Origin of the sequence: Pseudomonas sp. lyk4-R2A-10 (assembly GCF_030209075.1) — a bacterium.
In the GTDB taxonomy this organism is placed as follows: domain Bacteria; phylum Pseudomonadota; class Gammaproteobacteria; order Pseudomonadales; family Pseudomonadaceae; genus Aquipseudomonas; species Aquipseudomonas glycinae.
The window spans coordinates 568493-589959 of sequence record NZ_JARVSR010000012.1; the positions used below are offsets into that span (position 1 = coordinate 568493).

The following is a 21467-nucleotide window of genomic DNA, read 5'->3' on the forward strand; positions in this document are numbered from 1 at the left end:
CGCCGCGATCAGCTGATCGCGGCGTCGGACTTCATACGAATGACATTGGCAGCGCTGGCTGAGCCATCGAGCCAGAAGGACAGATCGGCGTATTGCTTGAACAGGTCCGGCGGCAGGATCGTGCGCCGCGACTGCAGGGCGACCTTGGGTTTGACCTTGTGCAGGCCGGCCACGCCCAAGGCCTGGTCGAACTCCGGCGCGTCATAGGCCAGGTGCTCGAAATCGTGCTCGAACCAGGGTTCGCCGATGAAGTCGTAGACCAGCCGCAGCACCCGCTCCGGAGCCTGGGTCAGCAGGTCATAATCGACGATCAACAGCGAATCGGCGTGCTCGCCGTAATAGGCTTCCTTGAGCGCCGCCCAGGCAAAACCCACCAGGCGATTGCGCTGGGCCAGGGTTTCGCAGCGGCTGTAGACGGTGTTGCGCTCGACCGCATCGCCGAACAGCTTGGTGTTTTCAAAAGGATTGGCGCGGTACAGCCGCTCGAGGCTGTCCATCACCCAGGCGACGTTGCGCACACAGGCGATGACCTTGGCTTGTGGGAACAAATCGTTGATGGCCGGCAGTCGCGCAGACCACTGGCGGTTGGTGTCGAACACCACCGGTTTGTCGGCCTTGTCGGCGTAGTAGGAATCGAACAGGCCGCGCAACAGGCGGCGGCGCATGTCGGTATCGATCACCGCGCCGAATTCGCTGCCGGCACTGCATTGTTCAAGGACACCGGAGAACAGCGCGCCGACCGGACTGGTCATGCCGGCATGAAAACGCGGGTTCTGCAGGAGGATTGCAGAAAGGAGGGTAGAACCTGAGCGCGGCAAGCCGGAGATAAAGTGGAACTGCTGCAATCCCTTCACCGTATTTGTAAGTCCTTTTGTCTGATGAGCGTAATCCAACAATACCCATTCGACTAGTAGTGTTTTGATATCAGAAAAGAGCAAAACGGACTTAAAAACTTCGTATTTATCGCGAATAAAATGGTGAAGCGTTTAAGTCAGTTTTCTCCCGCTCCATTGGGCGTCTGCAACGAAAAAAGTCGCGCTTTCGCACCACCCGCCTGCACCTGATCCCGCAAGTGCCAGGCCGCTGGCAAGGGCAGGAATGGATCGGGTACATCCACGTCCTGATCGCCGATCAACCAGACCCGGGCACTGTCCTTCGGCAGGTCGCCCAACCGATCAAGGTAAACCTCATCGGACACCAGCGTGCCGAAACCGTAATGGTTCGGGCGAGTCGAGCGTCCCTCGGCAGTGGGCGGCGTAAACAGCCGGACTTGAGCCTCAGTGCGGTTGTAATAGACGTAACTGAGGTACCAGAGCATGTCGCTGGTGACGATGCGGTCGCCGCTGGCGAAGTGGCGGTTGACGTAATCGACCATGACGTTGAACTGGTCGTTGCGGTCGACCGTGGCGTTGTTGTTCACCCCGATCATCTCGACCCCGACCAGCGACAGCAGCACCGCCATCGCCAGCACGCGCACGCTGCTGCAGAGCCGGTCGATGCCCAGCGCCGCCAGCATCGGCAGCCCCAGCGCGTAGGCAGTCAGGTAACGCTCGATGAACACCGGCGTAATGAAAGACACGGCGAACACCAGCAACAACGGCATGCCGGTGTAGACCGCCAGCAGCACGCTGCCATGGTTCACGCTGCGATCACGGGCAACGGCGACCCCCGCCAGCACCAGCAAAGCCAGGGGCACACCGCCGAACAGCAGCAACGGGAGATGTTCGCCCTCGTCCTGAATCAACCAGAGCCAGATCATCGACGGCAGCGAAGACAGGGTCACCGGATCTTCCCAGCCTACATCGCCGCCGGCCTTGAGCGCGTCCATGTGTTGCAGCAGGTCGATCAGGTTCGGTAGCCACGGCAGGTAGAGCACGACGATGGCGAGATTGGCCAGCCACCAGTCCTTGCGCTGGAGATGCTTCAGGCGATAACCCGGCAACAGGCGGATCAGCCCCAGATACAGCCAATGGCTCAGCGCCGCCAGCACGGCGAAGTAGTGGGTGTACAACGCCGCCGTCATCAGCAGCGCGTAGATCAGCAGATAGCGGTGACGCTGCGGGCGCCGGATCCACTTGACCAGCACCAGCGTCGCACCGATCAGGAGCAAGCCAAGCAACGCGTACATGCGCACTTCCTGGCTGTAGCGTACCGCCGTCGGCAACAGCGCCAGCAACACCCCGGCGATGATCGCCGCGCGGCGAGTGGCCAGCCGGTCGACCAGGCTCACGCCGAGTCCGACCGTGGCGATGCCGGCCAGCGCACTGAAACTGCGAATGGCCAAGAGGCCGTCGCCGAACAACCCGATCCAGCCGTGCAGCAACATGAAGTACAGCGGCGGATGCACATCGAACGCGGCATGCGTCCAGATCACGCCCGGCGAATAGCGCGCCAGCAGCAGGCTCGAACCTTCATCGCCCCAGATCGCGGCAGCGGTCAGATCATAAAAGCGCACCGCCGTGGCCAGCAGCAGGATCGGTATCAACCAGTGCTCGCGCGCCCAGCGCAACAGGCGCCGGACACCGGCATTCGGTGCAGCGAACGGGTCCTGGGTATCCCCCAGCGGCGTCTCGCGAAGGACCTCCATCAACCTCCCCTCAGCGTTTTTTGCGAACTCGATTTGCGTCATTGACTGCGAACACTGTAGGCCAGCGCCGAAGTCGATGCGCGGCCGTGACGACGTCCGGCAAGTCCGTCGATCCGGGTCTACGCTACGGCGTGGCGTGACCTGCCCGCGCAAAAGGAAGGAGTCAGCACAACGTTTCGACCGGCCCGACAACAAGGGCGACCGCGCGGCGCGCCGACCACACAACAGAAGGATGAGGAACCATGGAAGTCTTTATGGGTACGATTCAACCGTTTGCCTTCAACTTCGCCCCGAGTGGCTGGGCCTTGTGCAACGGGCAAATCCTGGGCATCTCGCAATACCAGGCGCTGTTCGCCTTGCTGGGCACTTACTACGGCGGCAATGGCACGACCAACTTTCAACTGCCCAACCTGCAAGGTCGCGTGCCTGTCGCACAAGGCACCGGACTGGGCCTGACACCGCGCGTCATCGGTCAGGTGTACGGCACCGAAAACGTCACCGCCACCATCGCCAACATGCCCAATCACACCCACGCCATGACCGGCCTGACGGCCAACACGGCCCTTTCGCTGGCAGTACCCGCCAGCAATCCGGCGACTGTGCCCACCGCCACCAATTCGTACATCGGCGCGTCCGGCGGCGGCCCTGGTTCGGCGAATATCTATTCCGACGCCCAAGGTGCCACACCGGTACCGCTCAAGGGTGTGACCACCACCGTCACCGGGGACATTTCCTCCACCGGCGGCAGCCAGCCACTGCCGATCCTGAACCCGGCCCTGGTCCTTAACTTCAGCATTGCCCTGAACGGTCTGTTCCCGTCGCGCAACTGAGTAAACGCCGGGGGCTTGATGGCCCCCGGCCGTTCTTTTTTCACTGGAGTCAAACCATGCTGCAAGCGGTGCAGATCCAACATGTCCAGCCGTTGCTGGGACAGCAACGCACGCTTTACCTGCCCGATGGCACGGCCTTGCCGATTCGGATCGAATACCTTGATGAGGTTCCCGCGGCGAAAACCCGCTACAGCGAACGCATGCCCTTCTGCCTGGAATTCAACAGCCTGGTACCGACCGAGTTTGTCGACGGTTTGTGCGCGCTGGACCTGCCGGAACTCGGTCGGGTAGAGGACATCTTCGTGTCGCGGGTGCCGGCGCTGGGACGGGATCCGCAGTTGGGTTATTTCTGCATTTCCTTCAACTGATTCGACAAAGTGTAAAACCACGTAGGACATGTCAGTAGGATTAGGCCGCAGTCCTTGTAGGCTGTGTTTTTAAACCCATTTTCTTGGGAAACGTCCGACATAAATTCGCTGGCCATCTTGTTAGCGTTGTTCCGAATCTGTCACAGGACAAGGAACAACGGATGTTCAATGCCAATGCTCGTTTGCGCCTCAATACCGACGACCTCGATCACGATCTGCAGGTGCTGTCCTTCACCGGCACCGAATCCATCAGCCAGCCATATTGCTTCAACGTCAAACTGGTCAGCTCGAGACCGGACATCGATCTTCCCGACCTCATGCACCGGCAGGCCTTTCTGGCCTTCGATGACAACGGGCATGGCGTCCATGGACAGATCCAGCACATTGGCCGGGGCGATATCGGGCACCGGTTGACCCAATACCACCTGACCCTCGCGCCATGCCTGGCGAACCTGGGCCATCGTTTCAATCAGCGGATTTTTCAGAACCTGAGCATTGCGCAAATCATCGGGCAAATTCTTCAGGAACATGGCATCCACGCAGATGGCTATCTGTTTCAGATCGGCCAGGCCCTGCCGGATCGCGAATATTGCGTTCAATACAACGAGTCCGATCTGCATTTCATCCAGCGCCTGTGCCAGGAAGACGGCCTGCACTATCACTTTCGCCACAGCCTCGACAGGCACCTGCTGGTATTTGGCGATGATCAGACCGTATTTCCCAGACTGGCCCGGCCGACACCATTCAAAAAGCGCAACGCGATGGTGGCCGACAGGCCGGTGATTCACCGTTTCGAGTGTGGGCGAAATACCCGCACCAATCGCACCCGTCGGCGCGCCTACGATTTCAAAAAGGCGCACCTCGTGCTGGAGTCCGAGGCGCGAATACCGAACGAACCCCGCCAGCCTGATCTGGAGGACTACCTGTATCCGGACCGGGTCCTCAACCGTGAGCACGGCAAACTGCTGACCCGGCGGGCTCTGGAACGCCATCGCAGCGATGAGCTCACGGGCGAAGGCGACAGCGACGAACCAGCGCTGGTGTCGGGGCATTTTCTGTCGCTGTCAGAACACCCCGACCCCGCGTTAAATGACCTCTGGCTGCTGACCGGAATCCGTCATGAAGGCAAGCAGCCTCAAGTACTTGAAGAAAGCGGTAGCGACATCGCCGTGAAGGATCAAAGCGACTTCGTCCAGGGCTATCGGAACCATTTCGAAGTCACGCCATGGGATGCGATCTATCGCCCGTCATTGCGCTACGACAAACCTTCCATCGGCTGTACTCAGACTGCCGTGGTTACCGGCCCGGAAGGCGAAGATATCCATTGCGACGCGTATGGCCGGGTCAAGGTGCAGTTTTTCTGGGACCGCGAAGGCCGGCACAACGACAAGAGCAGTTGCTGGTTGCGGACCACCACGAACTGGGCCGGCAACGCCCATGGCAGCGTGATCATTCCGCGCGTGGGCATGGAGGTGCTGGTGACGTTTCTCAATGGTGATCCCGACCATCCAGTGATCAGCGGTTGCCTGGCCAACAGCGCCAACCCGCTGCCCTATGAATTGCCGGCGCACAAGACCCGCAGCGTGTTCCGGTCCCGCAGCACGCCCGACAGCAATGGCTTCAATGAGCTGATGATCGAAGACCGCGCCGGTCAGGAGCTGATCTATCTGCGCGCCCAGCGTGATCTGCAGCAGAAGATCGAGCACGACAGTCACCTGGAGGTCGGCAACGAACGTCGGGAAAGCATCCGTGGCAACAGCGTCAGCGTGCTGCACGCAGAAGAACACCGCACCCTCACCGGTCATCGCAAGACCCATCTCAAGGCCAGCGATCATCTGCACGTCAGCGACAGCAGTCACACCCGGATCGGGCAATCACTGACGATGGAAGTCGGGCGGCAGCTCTGTTTCAGTGCCGGGGATCATTTGGTGCTGGAGGCTGGAAAGAGCATCAGCCTGAAAGTCGGTGGCGAGCATTTCGTGCTCGATCACGGCGGTCTTTTCGGGAGCAGCGACCTGCTGATCGGCGGCGTGCCCATACCGTTCCTGCGCGCCCGATTGTTGCAGCCCGAAGGCATTGAAGACTTGTCGGCGCCCGCGCCCTTGCCGCCACTGGTGGCGCCCTCACAACAGGCATTGATGGCCGCGAGCAAAAGCCTGGGCGCGGATTTCTGCCCGATCTGCGAAGCCTGCCGCGCGGGCGAGTGCGCCATTGCGGAGGCCGCTGCATGACCGACTCGGTTGTACAACGCTGGCTGTTTGAACAGCACCATGCCGATCGTCTCCTGTGCCTGGTGCTCGACTCGCAGAACGAACGCGACATGCGCCAGCGCTGGCTGAAGAGCAGCCGTTACGAGCAGTACGCCAGCGTCTACGGTGAAACCGTGGTCGCCGAACTGGCGGACACCGGCCCGTTCCTGTTCACCTTCGACCAGCCCGACGACCGTCGCCTCGACGCCCTGCTCGACAGGCCCGACAGCCATTGGGGCTGGCTCGCCAGCCTGTGCCAGGGCGAACTGAACGCATGGGTCAGGCACTGGCAGGAGCGGCTGCTCGTCGGCACCCGTCCGCATCAGGCGCTGTACCGCTTTCACGACAACCGGGTACTGGCCCGAGCACTGGAGCATCTGCCGCCCGAGGCGCTACCGGCGTATCTCGGGCCGGCGATCAGTGTGTGTTACTGGCAGGGTTCGCACTGGCAGAGCACTGACAACCCTGCGCCCGGCACTTACCCGCTGCCGGACTCGCCGCCCTGGCTGCACCTGCCGATGCCCGACGAGCAAGCCATGGAAATCCGGCTGGCCAACGCCCACCGCTTTCTGCTGGCCGAGCATGTGCAGGCCTACGCCGGATTGGCGTGCACGCAGGATCCGCACATCTGGCTACGTGAGCGACTGGCTCAGGCCCAGGCCTGGGGCTGGCTGGCGCCGGAGCGGCTGGAATTTCTGCTGATCCAGAGCCTGCACACCCCGACCCTCGTGCCTCACTGGCAACCCCGACCGGACGAAACGCCGGATGAACACTTTGATCGGGTTTACCCGCTTTCGACGAGCTGGAGCGGGGAGATACCTTCATGAAGATTCAGCTCAAGAGCATCGTCCTGATCAGCGCCTTCGCGGCACTGGGGGGCTGCCAGGGCAAACCGCCCAACACCTTCAAATTCACAGCCGATCTACCACCGGGGTTTGCCTACGTCGCAGCGGTTTATTACGTACCCGAGAAAGGTCAGACCTGCACCCTCGACAGACGCGACAACCTTGCCCCGGTGTTCAACAGCAAGTGGCGGACGGACTACAAGCCGGATGCCGAGATCACGATTCGCAAGATTGTTAAGGGGTGTCCGTTGGTCGTGAGGCGAATCGAGCTGGAGATCAACTCGAGCTATGGCAAAACACGGGGCGACTTCAGTGGTGACGAAGCCATGGTTTTCATCCGCGATGATCTGGAGGAGCAGTTCAAAGGCGTATTCAACGAGGCCGGTGAAAGCACCTTCCACGGTCAGTGCGAGTGGTGGTTTCGCACCTCGGGCAAACCGCGAATTCTAAGAAAAATCCTGGATTGCAGAACGGTCGATGCCCAAGGAGCACGTGCCTACGGGAAGACCTTCGGGGCTTTTAACCCTGATCAACTGCCGGGCAAAACGGTGAGGATGAAGATCACCTTGGCAGCGGACGAGCGACCGGCCATCAAGGACACCTGGGTCAAGGTCACTAACGGCTGGAAACGCTGCATGGGCGACAACTTTGAGGATCAATACGCCTTCTGTTACGGCAACTACACCGACTTCAGCACTTTCACCATGCCGGATGGCCAAGTCTGCACCATTTATCCGGGTTGCACGGAATAAGGAGATTTCGCCATGAAGTCATTGGAAAAGGATCTGCATTCACCAGCGCAGACTGCCCTGAAAACCAGACTCACGCAGCGTGGTGCAACTTTGGGCTGCTGCCTTGTCTTGATCGCAAGCTGTAAGACCGAACCGCCCAACACCTTCAAATTAACAGCCGATCTACCACCGGGGTTTGCCTACGTCGCAGCGGTTCATTACGTACCCGAGAAAGGTCAGTCCTGCACCCTCCACAAACGCGACAACCTTGCGCCGGTGTTCAACAGCAAGTGGCGCACGGACTACAAGCCTGATGCCGAGATCACGATTCGCAAGATTGTTAAGGGGTGTCCGTTGGTAATCAGCAGGATCGCGCTGGAGATCAACGCGAGTTACTACAAAGCACGGGGAGATTTTGGGGGTGACGAAGGCATGGTCTTTTTAGGGAACGATATAGAGGAGCAGTACAAAGGCACTTTCAATGAGGCAGGTGAAAGTACTTTTTACGGTCAATGTGAATGGTGGTTCCGGACAGCTGGCGCACAACGCCGCATCGTCAAGATCCTTGATTGCAAGACATCTGATGCCCAAGGAGAGCGTGGGAAAGGAAAGACTTATTCTGCTTATGGGCTCGACCAACTACCGGGTAAAACCATAAAGATGAAGATCAAATTGGCAGCGGAGGAGCAACCGGCCATCAGGGATACCTGGGTAAAAATTCGAAATGGCTGGAAACGGTGCATGGGTGACAACTTTGAGGATCAGTATGGCTTTTGTTACGGCAACTACACCGACTTCAGCACTTTCACCATGCCGGATGGCCAAGTCTGCACCATTTATCCAGGTTGCACGGAATAAGGAGATTTCGCCATGACGTCATTTGAAAAGGATCTGCAATCTCCGTTGGGCAGTCGCATGCTGACATGTCCTGCAGGTGGAAGATGGACAAGTTTCCAACTCATCGACGAGTTCTGTTCGGGTGAACCCTATGCCGGGTTGGCTTACATCGTTACCGACTCGGAAGGCCATAAGTACACAGGCCGCTTGGACGAAGCGGGCAAGGGCAAAGTGAATAATCACTTTGCGGGACCAGTAACGCTGCTGTTTGATCAAGCATACGAAGGCAAGGAAAAGCTCTACTCATATTTGCAAGGCAGACCACATTACCCTCTGAAAATCACCGAGCTTCAGGTTCGCGCCGAAGCAACCCATTACCTGGACCCTAATGCCACTCGTACGCGGGAACGCCCCGAAATCGCAGACGGTGGGGATTACTTTCAAGTCGAAGTCCGTCACCTGGTCAGACATGCCTCCCACCTTCCACCGGAGGTTTATCGCGATTACCCCCTCGATTCCGGGTGCGCAGCCATCATGCGCGAACACGGCAAACTTGGGGTCGCCCTGATGCCGCAACGTCACACCATTCTGGAAGTGCGACCGTTACGTGCGTTGTGTCCGATGTTATCCACAGCTCCGGCATTCTGTGCACTCAACCTGTACCAGCTCGCATTGATGGCAACCCTGAGTTACTGCCCTTTCGGCCAGAAACCCAAAGTCCCTTCCGTCGAATCCAGATCCGTTAAGTTCCCGCTGCAACCCAGCGTCGGCAACTGGTTCGGCGATGCACTGCCCAAAGGGGAAGAACTGTGGAAAGTCGACAGCGCCCAGACCAAAGCCTATTACCCGCTCTACGAAGATGTTCCGTATTCCGCAAGGTTGGAAATCATCCCGTTTGACCCGAGCCTCTATGCAGTCAACAGACATACGCCAGAACGTGATCCTGAGCACCCGGCCAGCGTTCACTTCCTCGACGACATCGGTAGTAAAGACAGTACAGACACCCAAGCCTTCATCACCCACAACGACGAACTGATCCTGATCGCCGTTCGCGGCACCGCCGAGATCGTCGCCGACGGTTTGCGCGATGCCGATGCCCTTCAAGTTCCATTTGAGGAAGGCGCCGGCCAAGTACACCGAGGCTTTTACGAAGCCGCGAAAAAAACCTATGACTTCGCCGTCAAATACCTGGAAAAGTTCTACACCGGCCAAACACTCCTGATCTGCGGCCACAGCCTCGGTGGCGCAATCACGCTGCTGCTGGCCGAAATGCTCCGCCGTAGGCCAGAGGGCTACAAAATCCAGCTCTACACCTACGGCGCCCCCCGCGCCGGCGACGCGGATTTCGTCAAGGGCGCAGCCGATCTCGTGCATCACCGCATGGTCAACCACAACGACCCGGTGCCCAGCGTGCCCGGCAGCTGGATGAACACCAAGGCCGATATCTACGGCACCGGGGCAGCGCTGACCTTCGTGAATGTCCCGCTCGGTCTGTCGGTGTTCGTCGCGGGCATCACCAACTGGATCGGGGAAGCCTACGACCACCACGGCCGTTTGCGACACGCCATGCCGGTGGAGTTCGGCCGCCAGCAGGTGTCGTCAATCCTCTGGGAGCCGGGCTGCGACACCATCACCCAGCACGCAGCCTGTGACGTGGCGATCCGGCAGCGGCACGGCCTGCCGGATCGGCCGACGTTGCTCAAGCAGATCTTCGACGCCGGGCACCATTCGATGACCGGGGCTTACATCCCGGCGTGCTGGGCGGTGTTGCGGCGTTGGCAGGAGGCACAGGAGTCAAACCGCACGCTGGTTACCGAGCGAGAATTCGCGCTGGTTGAGACAGCGCTGCAGCGCATCACCGATCAGTTGCGCCGCCAGCGCAGCAATTTGCCGGGACGGCCGGACAGCTATGTGCGCAGCCGGAAAAACATCGTCGAAGCGCTCAATCATGAAATCGAGAACATCCGCACGACCCGCGAACGGCTGGCCAGTCTGCGGCACCGGCGCCTGACGACCACGGATGTTTATGGATCGCTGGCAGAACAACCGGAACGTCTGGCCGAAAGCCTGCCGCGCTGGCGGCTGCATCCGGAAAACCTCGCAACGGAACAACTGGCCATGGCACCGGAAGCCGCTGAGGATGACCCGCTGCTGGTAACGCTCTACGGTCACAGAATCGGCGCGCCCCACACTTTCGACATTGACTCGATCATCTGACTCAAGCCTGTGGATACCACACCAGCCGCTCCGCCGCCGGGTTGCGCTCCTCCACCGCAAAACCCAGCGCCAGGTAGTGCTGGCGCGCATGGGGGTTATTGGCCCAGACCACCGTCGCCACCGGGCAGCGCACTTGCTGCGCGGCTTTTTGCACACCTTGCAGCACGGTTCGCCCGTAGCCCTTGCCTCGGGCCTGGGGAATGAAGGCGAGGTACAACACGCGAATTTCATTGGCGCCGAAATCGGTACTGAGTGCACCGATGGCCGTGCCGAGTTTTTCCACGATGTAGTGCATGGCATTCGGATGGTTTTCCCCCATGCCCTGCTCCTGCACCTGAAACTGCTGGGCAACGATTTGCTGCACCTGTTCCTGCTCGCCGTCGATCCATTGCAGATCCGGGCGCGCCGATTGATACAAGCTTTGCAGAAACGGCCCGTCCGACGCCCGCGAAGGCCGCACCACCAATCCGTCCGCCGCCAGGTTTTCCGTCATCTTCACGCTCCCTAGAAACCGCTTTCCCTGACCCCCAGCGCCGCCATCCGGCGCCAGGCCACGCCGAGCACCGACTCGCCACTGCCCTGCAACACCACCACGCCGCGCAGCGGTTGCACCGGGGTCGCTGCCTGATCCAGCGTAGTCAAACGCACGCCATATTGCGCCTGCACCGGTTCCGCTCGATGCTGTTGATCGCGGCGCACGGCAATCGGCCCGTGGTGATCGGAAGTCAGCGCTTCCTGATCGACATAGGCCACACCGTTGGTGTCGATTTCATTGAGTTGCACCGCGATGGCGGCATGCATCGGGTCGTCGGCGATAAACCGCCCGGTGGCGCCGGGCTTGACTCGCCACAGTTCGGCCTCGGCCAGATAACCGCGCAGTCGCGTGCCGTCTTCGACCACCCGCGCCAGCGCATCCTTGCTCGACAGCCAGCGGCCCGGCGTCAGGTTCGGCAGCAGATCACGCACGGTGCCGGCGTGGGGCGCGCGTAACAGCAGACGTTCGCGTTGGGCGGTCAGGCCGCGATATTCCGCCACCGCTTCGGCGAGACGCTGCTCGACGATGCCGGCGTCGGCAGCGGTTTCACTGCGGCCGGCCTGACGGCGCATCAGCAATTGCTGAATGCGGATTTCCCGGCGGACGATGGCCTGCCGCGAATCGAGGTCCGGCGATTCCAATTCGATCAGCACGTCGCCCTGAGCCACGGTCTGACCATCCGCCACCCTCACGGCTTTGACCCGCGCCGCCGTCGGCGCGTGCAAGGCACTGGCGCGACCGCCCTCGAGCATCGTCGGCAATTCGACCGAGCTGCGCCACGGCACGATCAGCACCAGCAACAGGCCGAGTACCGCCAGGCTGCTGAGCACCACGCGAGGGCCGTGAGCCTGTTCGCGGCGGCTCCACCACTGGCGCCACTCACTCATGATTGGCAGGAAGATGAACCACACCAGCTCGACCAGCATCAGGAAGATCCCCAACACCTTGAAGAACAGGTGATAGACCGCCAGCGCGATCCCGAAAAACAACGCCGCACGCCATAACCACGAGCCATACCCCCAGATCAGCAAACGCCGCTGCATCGTCGGCGACCAAGGCTCCGGCGCCGGCGCGCCATAGCCGAACAAGAACTCACGCAGGCGCCAGCGGCAAAAGGCAAAGGCGCGGCCCTGAAGGTTGTCGACCTCCCACAAATCGCTGAGCAGAAAGTAGCCATCAAATCGCATGAACGGGTTGAGATTGACCACCAGCGTGGTGATCCAGGTCGCGCTGGCGAGCATGAACGCCGCCGTGCGACCGGGCCCGTCCGGCAGGAACGACCAGACCAGCAGCGCGATGCTCGCCAACAGCAACTCCGCCAGCACCCCGCCGGCACCGATCAGCAGTCGCGCGCGTCGATCATTGACCCGCCAGGCATCGCTGACATCGGTGTAGAACATCGGCAGCAAGACCATGAACGCCACGCCCATGCTTTGCACCCGACACCCGGCGCGCTTGGCCATGAATGCATGACCGAATTCGTGACAGAGCTTGGCAAAAAACAGCGAGATGCCGAACGCGATCGCGCCACCGAGGCTGAACAGATGCGGAAAGGTGCCGACAAACCGCTGCCAGTCCCGCGACACCAGAAACACCCCGAGCGCCAGGGTCGCCGGCAGACCGTAGCGCAAAACCCTTGGCCCAAAGCGCTCCAGCCACGGCCACGCCCGATTGAGAAAGGCATCCGGCCGCCACAGCGGAATGCGGAAAAACAGGTATTGATGCAGCAGGATTGTCCACAGGCTCTGGCGTTGCGCGAGGGCCTTGAGTGAGTAACTGGCGCGTTGCTGATCGTCGAGGGCGCTGATCAGGTCATGCCCGCGCAGGAACGTCAGCAGTTGCTCCAGCTCGACGCCGTCCAGCGGCAAACCCGGTTCACGATTGGCAGCGCGCAGCACTTGTTCGGGATCGCCCAGCGACCAGTGACGCAACAGGCGCATCGCCGCCGCGCCAAGCTTGAAGTAGCGCCCGCGCACCGGGTCGGCCAGGGTCCAGCGCGGCGAACCGTCCAATGCCGGCGCCGCGGGCGACAATTGCAGGTCGGCACGCAGGTTCGGCAGGGTCATTTACAGACCTACGCTCTGGCGCAGTCCGGCGAGCGGACGCCGCAGCAGGTACAGTGCCAGCGGCGCACGCTCGCCGAAAATTTTTGCGGTGCCGCGCAGGCCGATACGCGGCGGGGCGTCGGCGAAATTGGCGTCCAGCCGATAGGCCAACTGGCCGCCGGCGGTGGGCTGTGCCTCGTAAGCGGAACGCTCGAGGGTGGCGAGGTGGCGTTGCAACGGGTCGCTGTCGAGAAACAGCGCGACTTCGGCGCCCGGCTCCAGCGAGATCGCGTCGCCCACGGCTAGTTCGATGCGCAGTTCGGCCTGGCTCGGGTCGGCGATTTCCATCAGCCGTTCGCCGGTCTGCACTGGTTTGCCGGTCCAGCGCTCGGCATCGGCGAACACCGCAATGCCGTCGCGCTCAGCGCGTACTTCGCTGCGGTTGAGCAGTTCGCGAGCGTAGTCGCGTTCGGCGCGTTTCTGTTCGGCGCGGGCGGCCAGCAGATCGACCCGGGAGCTGGATTCGGCATCAACGAACGAGCGCTGGGAATTGGCTTTGAGTTCCGCTTCGGCAACTCCGAGTGCACGCTCGGCGACATCGGCCTGAGCCTTCAGCGTCGTGCTTTCAAAACGCAGCAACAGGTCGCCGGTTTTCACACTCTGGTTGGGTTTGACCAGAAACTCGGCGATCACCCCGTCCAGCGGTGCGGCGACAACCCGCCCGCCCTGAGGCACCACTTCGGCGGGCGCCAGCACCGACTGGCGCACCGGGATCAACAGCCCGAGCAACAACACGGCGACCAGCGCCACCTGACGTTTGCGGGTCCAGCGCAAGCGCCACGGCTTGCGTGGTTGCAACGCCAGCCAGGCATGGCTGTAGGTGTCGCCCAGCTGCGACAGCAGCACTTGTTCGGAAGGGTTCCACGGCAGATCACGGGCCAGCCACAAACCGCCGAACACCTGATCCTGACGGTCGATCAACGGCAGCCAGAACACTTGCATGGCCGACAGACTGCGCCAGTCGGCCTGAATCGATTCACCGACCATTTCCGGCGTGATCACCCGCGCCTGTTTCAGCACATCCTGCTTGAACAACTGCGCCACGGCCTGCTCGACGAATGCCACGAACGGCGCATTCGGCTCCACTGCGCTGACCCCGGTCACCGCCTGCACCTTGCCGGCGATCAACAGCGCCGCATGGCGAAAACCGAACAGCGACTGACCGTCATTGACCAGGCTGTAGGCCAGTTGCGAAATATCATGAGCGGCGCGGGTCTGCCGTTCGAGATCGAGAAACCGCGCGAACACCTGCTCGGCGGCGCCGCTCACCGGGGCGTTCACTTAAGCTCCGGAAAATGCGCGGTGCCGCTCATGCCGGCGAGCAAGCCTTTGGCTTCGGGGAGTGTTGCTACCAACAACAGCGTCTGGCTGCCTTCATCGATCCGCGCACCGAGGCGCTTGACCGTGGCGTCGATCGGCTGACCGGTTTCATCGGGCACGAAGCTGAACGACTGACCGGGCTTGAGCCTGGCCATCCAGCGCGACGGCACCAACAGATGGATTTCCAGGGTGCGGTTGTCGACCACATCGAGCAGCGGCGCACCGGCCGGCACGCTTTCATAACGCTGCACCTTGCGTTCCACCACTTGCCCATCGAACGGCGCGACCACGCTGCAACGTTTGACCTGGACTTGATAAACCTGAGATTGCGCCTGGGTTTCGCTGACCTTGGCCTCGGCCCGGGCCACTTCGAAACGCCCGACGGAATTGAGCGCCGCCAATTGCCGGTTGTGCGCCAGCTCTTCACCGGCGCCACGGCTGGCGGCCTGCGCGGCATTCAACTGGGCCTGATAGGCCGAACAGTCGAACCGCGCCAGGGTATCGCCCTTCTTGAACGACTCGCCCTCGCTGAACGGCAACTCGACGATTCGCCCGGACAACTCGCTGGCCAGCGTCGCCTGATCCCGCGCCCGCAACACCCCGCGCGCTTCACTGCTGGCCGACGCATTCGCCGCCCCGCCGTTATCCAGCAGCGGATCGTCTGGCGCGGGCGTTTGAGCCTGAACTGCACACGTTACAAAGGTCAATCCGACAACCCAACCACGAAAACGCCGCATAACCGTTACTCCCTGACGGATGCTCGGAGTCTACGACAGCGGCGATTAGCGTCAAGCGAAAGGCCATCATTCGGGTGGGAGAATTAACGCTGCGCCATCTCCCCCACCGGATACACCGACTCCCATCCCCCGCCCAACGCCCGGTACAGCCCGATCATCGCCAGTGAAACGCCGGTGGAGCTTTCCACCCATTGTTCCTGGGTGGCGAGCAGTGCGCCTTGCACGGTGAGGACGTTGACGAAGTCGACCACGCCTTCGACGTATTGCTGTTGCGCGGTACGCAGGGCGATCTGGTTCTGGCGCACGGCTTCGGCGAGGCTGTCGCGGCGGCGCTGGCTGGCGTTGTAGGCGGTCAACTGGTCGTCGATTTCGTGCCAGGCGCGCAGGACGGTCTGTTGATAACCGATCGCCGCTTCCTGCTGTTGGGCTTCGCGCAGTTGCAGCACGCCGCGCAAGCGGCCGCCGTCGAACAGCGGCAGGCTGAATTGCGGGCCGATGCCGAAGGCGCGTGAGCCCCAGGAACCGAAATCACTGAGCTGCATGGCTTGCGAGCCGAGATTGCCGGACAGAGTGATGCGCGGATAGAAATCGCCCTTGGCCACGCCGATGTTGGCGGTGGCGGCATGCAACCGGGCTTCGGCCTGGCGGATGTCCGGGCGGCGTTCAGCCAGTTGCGACGGCAGGCCGATGGCGACTGTCAGCGGCGACTGTGGCACTGGCGCATCTGTGGATAACTCTTTGGTCAGGGCCTGCGGCGGTTCGCCCATCAACAGGCTGATGGCATTGATCAGTTGCGCCTGACGCTGCTCCAGTGCCGGCAGCCGCGATTCGATGGCCGCCACTTGCGCGGCCGCTTCGGCGACGTCGAGATCGGTGGCCACGCCGTCGTTGAGGCGCAGTTGTGAAAGCTTCAGGCTGTGTCGCGCCACATCGAGGTTCTGCTCGGTGACCGCGCGGGTGTTCTGTACGCCGCGCAGCTGGATGTAGTTCTGCGCGGTGTCCGCGAGTACCGCCAACAGCACGCCGCGACGGTCGTTTTCCGCGACTTCGAGGTTGGCATCGGCGGCTTCGGTCTCCCGGCGCACGCGGCCCCAGAAATCCAGCTCCCAGGAGGCCGAGAAACCGGCATCCCACAGGTTGAAGGCCGAATCGCCATTGTGCCCGGACGGGTCGTTCAGGCCTTCGCCGCTGTTGCGTTTGCGGGCATAGCTGCCGGTGGCGGCGGTCGTAGGATAACGGTCGGCGGTGATCACCTGACGGGCGGCGCGGCTTTGTTGCAGGCGGCTGCTGGCCAGTTGCAGGTCAAGGTTGCTGCGCGAGGCGCGCTGGGTCAGGGCCGAGAGTTGCGCGTCGTGAAAGACTTCCCACCAGCGCTCGTTCAAGGGTTCGCTGACGGCCTGGCTGACGGCGGTTTTTGAGGGCTTTGCCCACTCGGCAATCTGCGTGGCTTGGGGTTTCTGGAAGTCCGGGCCGACGGTGCAGGCCGCCAATGCCGACAGACTCAGGACCACTGTCAGGGACTGAAAGCGCTTCATCGCTGCGTCACCTCACGCACCGACGTCGCTGAGCTTTTGGTATCAATGCTCGCCTCCACCGACATCCCGACCCGCAAGCGTTCGGCCAGCGGCTGACCCGGATCCAGCAGAACCTTCACCGGAATTCGCTGCACAACCTTGGTGAAGTTGCCGGTGGCGTTGTCCGGTTTGACCGCCGCGAAGGTCACGCCGGTCGCTGGGGCAATGCTCTCGACGCGGCCGGTGAGGGCTTCGCCGCCGAGGCTGTCGACCCGCACCACAACGTCCTGCCCCGGCTGCACGTCGGTGAGCTGGGTTTCCTGGAAGTTGGCGACCACATAGGCCTGCTTCAACGGCACCACCGCCAGCAGCTTGCTACCCGGTGTCACGTAGGCGCCGACCCGTACGGCACGCTCGCCGATCATGCCGTCCTGGGGCGCGGTGATGCGCGTGTAGGACAGCTCGAAACTGGCGATTTCCAGCGCGGCCTGCGCGTGTTTCAAACTGCCTTCGGCGGCATCGCGCTGCGCCGTGAGGATTTCCACCTGCTTGCGTTCCGCTGCCAGTTTCGCGGTGGCCGTGTCCAGCCGCGCAGAGGCCTGATCGATCCGGGTGCGCGCCTGTTGCGCGTTCTGCACGGTGCCTGCACCGACGCCAGCCAAGTGGCTATAGCGGTTCAATTCCTGCTGGGCGAAAGCCATTTCAGCCTTGGCCGACACCACCGACGCCTGCGCCTGAGCGATCACCGAGGACTGGCGCTCAAGGGTGGCCTTGGCGTTCTGCAACTGCGCGCGGGCGACCAGGGTTTGCGCATCGGCGGCTTCGGCAGCGGCGCGCAAGTCGCGGTCATCGATCAGCGCCAGCAACTGCCCGGCCTTGACCTGCTGGTTGTCTTCCACCAGCACCTCTTTGATGAACCCCGCCACACGCGGCACCACCAGGGTGAAATCGGCGGAGACGAACGCGTCGTTGGTGTTCTGCTGAGTGCGCTTGCCGAACAGGCCGGGCATCGCCAGATACACCAGCACACCGACCGCCAGCGCAGCGGCCACAGCCACCGCGAGTTTTTGCTTTGCTTGAGTCGTCATAAAAAACCTTCTGTTCCAGTCAGGTTGGCGCGCGAGGCGGATAGATCCGCGTCGGCAGCCAGAGAATCAGCAGGATCAGCGCCACCGCGACGCCGGCCATGCACAGATAAAGATCCGAAGAAGTCAGCACCACCGCCTGTTCGTGCAGGCGATGGGCGAGGCCGGGGTCGTTGCTGGCGGCCAGCGGCGAGTTGCCGAGGCGATCGACCAGCATCGTCGAGTGAAAATGCAGGCGCGAAGTGGTCAGCGCCTCGATCACGCCGGTGGCGACCACCGCCGCCAGACCTTTTACGGTGTTGAACCACGCCGAGGCGAAAGGCCCGTCCTGTGGCTGGATGCTGCCGGTCGACAGCATCAGCAACGGCAGCACCGCCATCGGCTGGCCGAAAATCTGCAGCCATTGCAGGACATAGAAATCGTCGCGAATCCATTCCGAGGTCAGCTGCGATCCGCCCAGACACGAGAGCGTCAACATGCCCAAGCCGATGCCGAGCACCCAGCGACAATCGACCCAGCGCAGGTTGCACAACGCCGCCACCAGCGGCAGCGCGATCAACTGCGGCAATGCCGCGATCAACATGATCGGCGCAGTCTGTACCGGCCGGTAACCCTGAACCTGAGCCAGGTAACTCGATGGAATCAGCACCACCGCCAGCAGCACAACCAGCACCCCGGCCAGCGTCATCAGCGCGAACGACAGGTTGCGGATGCCGAGCATCTGCAACTTGAAAAACGGAATCGGCTGCGACCATTCATTGATCAGAAACGCCACCAGCAACAGCGAACCGGCGCCGAGCAAAGCGCAGATCAGGTTCGACTCGAACCAGTCCAGGCGATTGCCCTGCAACAGGCCGATCACCAGCATGCAGATCGCCGGAAAGCCCAGCAGCAGGCCTTTCCAGTTGAACGAATTGAGGCGTTCCAGACGCAGCGGATCCTGTGGAATGCCCCAGGCAACCATCGCCATGGCAATCAGGCACGGCACGATGATTTGCCAGAACGTCCACTGCCAGCCGACGTATTCGGTCCACAACCCGGCCAGCGGCGTGCCGAGACCGGGACCGAAAGTCGCGGTCAGGGCGTAACCGGCGAGGCCGTAAAGCTTGATGTTGGCCGGCAGGAATCGCAGCGCAACGGTCATCAGCATCGGCGGCAACGCACCGCCAGCCAGGCCTTGCAGGATGCGCATCAGCAGCAGGCTTTCGTAGTTCGGGGCGAACGGGCAGAGCACCCCGAGCAGGGTAAACACGCCGATGGCGCACAGGGTGAAGCGACGCAGGGAAAAGGTCACCGAGCACCACGGCGCGAATGCCATGGCCGCCACCGAGGTCGCGGTGTAGCTGGCGACCAGCCAGGTGCCTTCGTCGTAACCGATGCTCAGGGCGCCGCGAATGTCGGCCAGGGCGACCTTGGTCACCATCTCGTTGAGACCCGACACCAGCACCGCCAGCAGCACGCCGACCAGACCGATGATGATCCGCGCCCCGAACACCGGTGGCGCGGCGGCCATCGGAGCGGCAGCGGCAATCGGCGCCGTGACCGTCAGGGATGTCATGCAGGCAAACTCCGGAGGGAAAAATACCGGAGCATGGTAGTAGGGCTTAGTGCTGACGAAAATTGACTTCTTGGCAGTTTATAAGTGCACCGGACGCAATTGTCAGGGCTGTGCCGCCAGCCAGGTTTCGTCGCAGCAGGTCTTGAGGGTTTCCCGCAGCCAGCGGTGGGCCGGGTCCTTGTCAAAACGCGGGTGCCAGGCCTGGGTCAGCATCAGCGTCGGCAGCGGGATCGGCAGGTCGAACGAGCGCAGCTTCAAGCCCAGCCGCCGCACGCTGAGCAGCGCTTCCTTGGGCACTGGCAGGATCAGGTCGGAGTCCGGCAGGGCGAACATCGCCGCGTGGAAACTCGGCGCAATCACTGCCACCCGCCGCTCCAACCCCAGGGCATTCAAAGCAGTGTCGATGGGGCCACGGGCGATGCCCCGGCGGGACATGCTGATGTGGGAAAACCCGGCATAGCGTTCGGCCGTGATCTCGCCGTCCAGCAGCGGATGATCCTCGCGCACCAGACCGACGAAGTGGGTGGAAAACAGGTTCTGCACTTTGACTTCCGGCGTCACCGGGCGCGTATTGCTGACACTCAGGTCGATGCGCCCTTCGCGCAGCGCTTCATCGTCGCCATCCCCCTCGGGAACGAAACGCAACTCACAGTGCGGCGCCAGTTGATCGAGGGTGTCGAACAGCTTGCCGCCGTACACGCCAACGAAAAAATCGTTGGCGCGAATGCTGAAGCGCCGGCGCAACGTGCCCAGTTCCACCGCATCGGCCGAGCGAAACAGCAGCGCCGCCTGCTCGACCACATCCCGCACCTGCTCGCGCAGCTCCATTGCCTTGGGTGTCGGCACCAGACCGCGACCGGCACGCACCAGAATCGGATCGCCAATGGCTTCGCGGATCCGCGTCAGCGTGCGGCTCATGGCCGCCGGGCTGAGGTTCATCCGCCGCGCGGCGCCGACCACGCTGCCCTCGTCAAGCAAGGCGTCGAGGGCGACCAACAGGTTCATGTCCGGGAGTTGCATGCTGAGCACTCGTGACCGATCAGGATTGATTCGCACGCAATGCTAGCAGATCAGAAAATCAGCGCTGCATCCCCCAGCGTTTCACCGTCACCCGCTCCAGCGTGTCGAACACCAGGTTTTCCACCAGCAAGCCGATGAGGATCACCACCGCCAGACCGGCAAACACCTTGTCGGTGTACAACTCATTGCGATTCTGGAAGATGTACCAGCCCAGGCCACCCTTTCCGCTGGTGGCACCGAACACCAGTTCGGCGGCGATCAAGGTGCGCCAGGCGAAAGCCCAGCCGATTTTCAGCCCGGCGAGGATCGACGGCAGTGCCGCCGGAATCAGGATGAACAACACGAAGCGCATGCCCTTCAAGCCGTAGTTGCGCCCGGCCATGCGCAGGGTTTCCGAAACGCCGAGAAACCCGGCGTAAGTGTTCAGCGCCAGCGCCCACAACACCGAATGCACCAGCACGAATATCAGGCTGTTCTGACCCAGCCCGAACCACAGCAACGCCAGCGGCAACAGGGCAATCGCCGGCAGCGGGTTGAACATTGAGGTCAGGGTGCTGAGCAAGTCCCGACCGACCTGGGTCGAAACCGCCAGCGTGGTCAGGGCGAAGGCGAGGACGATGCCGATCAGGTAACCCTTGATCAGCACCACCAGCGAGATCCACACCTTGCCCAACAATTCACCGCTGAGCAGGCCGTCATACAGCGCGTGACTGGTCTGCAAGAAGCTCGGCAGCAGCAGGTCGTTGTTCTGCACCCCGGCCACAACCTCCCAGAGCACGGCGAGCAAAATCAGGATCACGCTTTTGCGCAGCCAGCCCTGTTGCCACAGACGCTGGCCCAGCGGCAACTCGCGCTCCACCGGGACGCTGGTCAGCGGTTGCAGATCGTTTTCGAATTCTTGACGTACGGATGATGAATGGCTCATCGGG

18 protein-coding genes are annotated in these 21467 nt (G+C 62.0%); 7 read left to right on the forward strand and 11 right to left on the reverse strand.

Annotated elements, in window-relative coordinates; genetic code table 11:
* Positions 1-8 precede the first annotated feature (8 nt).
* Complete coding sequence (locus tag QRN46_RS23470) at positions 9-854, reverse strand: sulfotransferase family protein (protein WP_011331872.1); 846 nt, start codon at positions 852-854, stop codon at positions 9-11.
* Positions 855-991: 137 nt separating this feature from the next.
* A complete protein-coding gene (locus QRN46_RS23475; RefSeq protein WP_285357551.1) occupies positions 992-2587 on the reverse strand; it encodes a glycosyltransferase family 39 protein in 1596 nt (531 codons plus the stop codon).
* Positions 2588-2829: 242 nt separating this feature from the next.
* Between QRN46_RS23475 and QRN46_RS23480 the strand changes: the two genes are divergently transcribed.
* The 7 genes from QRN46_RS23480 to QRN46_RS29190 all read left to right on the forward strand — a co-directional run bounded on the left by QRN46_RS23480 (position 2830) and on the right by QRN46_RS29190 (position 10664).
* Positions 2830-3417 carry a phage tail protein gene (locus tag QRN46_RS23480; RefSeq protein WP_011331870.1) on the forward strand — a complete coding sequence of 196 codons (588 nt, stop codon included), beginning with the start codon at positions 2830-2832 and terminating at the stop codon, positions 3415-3417.
* Positions 3418-3473: 56 nt separating this feature from the next.
* Positions 3474-3785 carry a DUF6916 family protein gene (locus QRN46_RS23485; protein ID WP_011331869.1) on the forward strand — a complete coding sequence of 104 codons (312 nt, stop codon included), beginning with the start codon at positions 3474-3476 and terminating at the stop codon, positions 3783-3785.
* 161 nt (positions 3786-3946) lie between these two features.
* Positions 3947-6016, forward strand: coding sequence for a type VI secretion system Vgr family protein (locus tag QRN46_RS23490; protein WP_285357554.1), 2070 nt, complete (start codon positions 3947-3949; stop codon positions 6014-6016).
* Positions 6013-6861, forward strand: a complete 849-nt coding sequence (locus tag QRN46_RS23495; RefSeq protein ID WP_285357556.1) for a DUF4123 domain-containing protein — start codon at positions 6013-6015, stop codon at positions 6859-6861. Before QRN46_RS23490 ends, QRN46_RS23495 begins: the two co-directional genes overlap by 4 nt.
* Positions 6858-7631 carry a hypothetical protein gene (locus QRN46_RS23500; RefSeq protein WP_285357558.1) on the forward strand — a complete coding sequence of 258 codons (774 nt, stop codon included), beginning with the start codon at positions 6858-6860 and terminating at the stop codon, positions 7629-7631. Before QRN46_RS23495 ends, QRN46_RS23500 begins: the two co-directional genes overlap by 4 nt.
* A gap of 12 nt (positions 7632-7643) precedes the next feature.
* Positions 7644-8468 (forward strand): hypothetical protein, encoded by an 825-nt coding sequence (locus QRN46_RS23505; RefSeq protein WP_285357560.1) that lies wholly within the window; start codon positions 7644-7646, stop codon positions 8466-8468.
* Between the two features lie 12 nt (positions 8469-8480).
* Complete coding sequence (locus tag QRN46_RS29190; RefSeq protein ID WP_285357562.1) at positions 8481-10664, forward strand: lipase family protein; 2184 nt, start codon at positions 8481-8483, stop codon at positions 10662-10664.
* A gap of 1 nt (position 10665) precedes the next feature.
* On the opposite strand, the gene QRN46_RS23515 is transcribed toward QRN46_RS29190, so the two are convergent.
* From QRN46_RS23515 to QRN46_RS23555, 9 genes are all read right to left on the reverse strand, one after another.
* Entirely contained in the window at positions 10666-11157 is a 492-nt protein-coding gene (locus tag QRN46_RS23515) for a GNAT family N-acetyltransferase (RefSeq protein WP_011331863.1), read from the reverse strand.
* An 11-nt stretch (positions 11158-11168) separates the two neighbouring features.
* Positions 11169-13265: a site-2 protease family protein gene (locus QRN46_RS23520; protein ID WP_108558990.1), complete on the reverse strand. Its 2097-nt coding sequence runs from the start codon at positions 13263-13265 to the stop codon at positions 11169-11171.
* Positions 13266-14585, reverse strand: coding sequence for an efflux RND transporter periplasmic adaptor subunit (locus QRN46_RS23525; RefSeq protein WP_221615586.1), 1320 nt, complete (start codon positions 14583-14585; stop codon positions 13266-13268). It abuts the gene before it with no gap.
* Complete coding sequence (locus tag QRN46_RS23530; protein ID WP_108558988.1) at positions 14582-15361, reverse strand: efflux RND transporter periplasmic adaptor subunit; 780 nt, start codon at positions 15359-15361, stop codon at positions 14582-14584. Before QRN46_RS23530 ends, QRN46_RS23525 begins: the two co-directional genes overlap by 4 nt.
* 83 nt (positions 15362-15444) lie before the next feature.
* Entirely contained in the window at positions 15445-16896 is a 1452-nt protein-coding gene (locus QRN46_RS23535; protein WP_221615587.1) for an efflux transporter outer membrane subunit, read from the reverse strand.
* Complete coding sequence (locus QRN46_RS23540; RefSeq protein WP_285357568.1) at positions 16893-17963, reverse strand: HlyD family secretion protein; 1071 nt, start codon at positions 17961-17963, stop codon at positions 16893-16895. Before QRN46_RS23540 ends, QRN46_RS23535 begins: the two co-directional genes overlap by 4 nt.
* Before the next feature lie 19 nt (positions 17964-17982).
* On the reverse strand, positions 17983-19518 hold the full coding sequence (locus QRN46_RS23545; protein WP_285357570.1) for an MFS transporter: 1536 nt from the start codon (positions 19516-19518) through the stop codon (positions 17983-17985).
* 102 nt (positions 19519-19620) lie between these two features.
* Entirely contained in the window at positions 19621-20538 is a 918-nt protein-coding gene (locus QRN46_RS23550) for a LysR family transcriptional regulator (RefSeq protein WP_201818034.1), read from the reverse strand.
* A 58-nt stretch (positions 20539-20596) separates the two neighbouring features.
* Positions 20597-21463 (reverse strand): ABC transporter permease, encoded by an 867-nt coding sequence (locus QRN46_RS23555; protein WP_221615588.1) that lies wholly within the window; start codon positions 21461-21463, stop codon positions 20597-20599.
* Between the last annotated feature and the right edge of the window lie 4 nt (positions 21464-21467).